This is a genomic window from Bradyrhizobium sp. NBAIM08 (assembly GCF_020193935.1).
Classification (GTDB): domain Bacteria; phylum Pseudomonadota; class Alphaproteobacteria; order Rhizobiales; family Xanthobacteraceae; genus Bradyrhizobium; species Bradyrhizobium yuanmingense.
The window spans coordinates 1-389 of the sequence record NZ_JADYVR010001222.1; the positions used below are offsets into that span (position 1 = coordinate 1).

Consider the following 389-nt stretch of genomic DNA (forward strand, 5'->3'; position numbering starts at 1 on the left):
TTCTTCGTCACCGCCATGACGCCGTCGTCCGTGCTGCGCCGGGTGATCATCGCGCCGGGGTCGGACCGTGCGCGCACTGCCGAGGTCATGGCAATGTTGCGGCTCCAGGGGATCGAGGTGCAGCAGCTGCCGTCTCCGCTGGTCGTTGCTGCTGCACACGACTACCTCCACGGCACGACCGCACGGCGAACGTTTCCGGAGGGGTCGTTCGTGATCGACATGGCGCAGCCCCGCGGCCGGCTCGCGGCGGCCCTTCTCGAGCCGACGCACGTGCTCGACTCCACGTTCGCTCGGACGCAAGTCGAACGTTTCGAGCGGAACCGACGTCGTGGCGAGGCGGCACAACGCGAGGGATACGAATTCTACGACGTCACCGCGTGGTCGTTGCC

1 protein-coding gene is annotated in these 389 nt (G+C 67.6%); it reads left to right on the forward strand.

Annotated elements, in window-relative coordinates; translation table 11 throughout:
• On the forward strand, window positions 1-389 hold a 389-nt coding region (locus tag I6F37_RS44240), incomplete at both ends, for a hypothetical protein (RefSeq protein ID WP_225155021.1).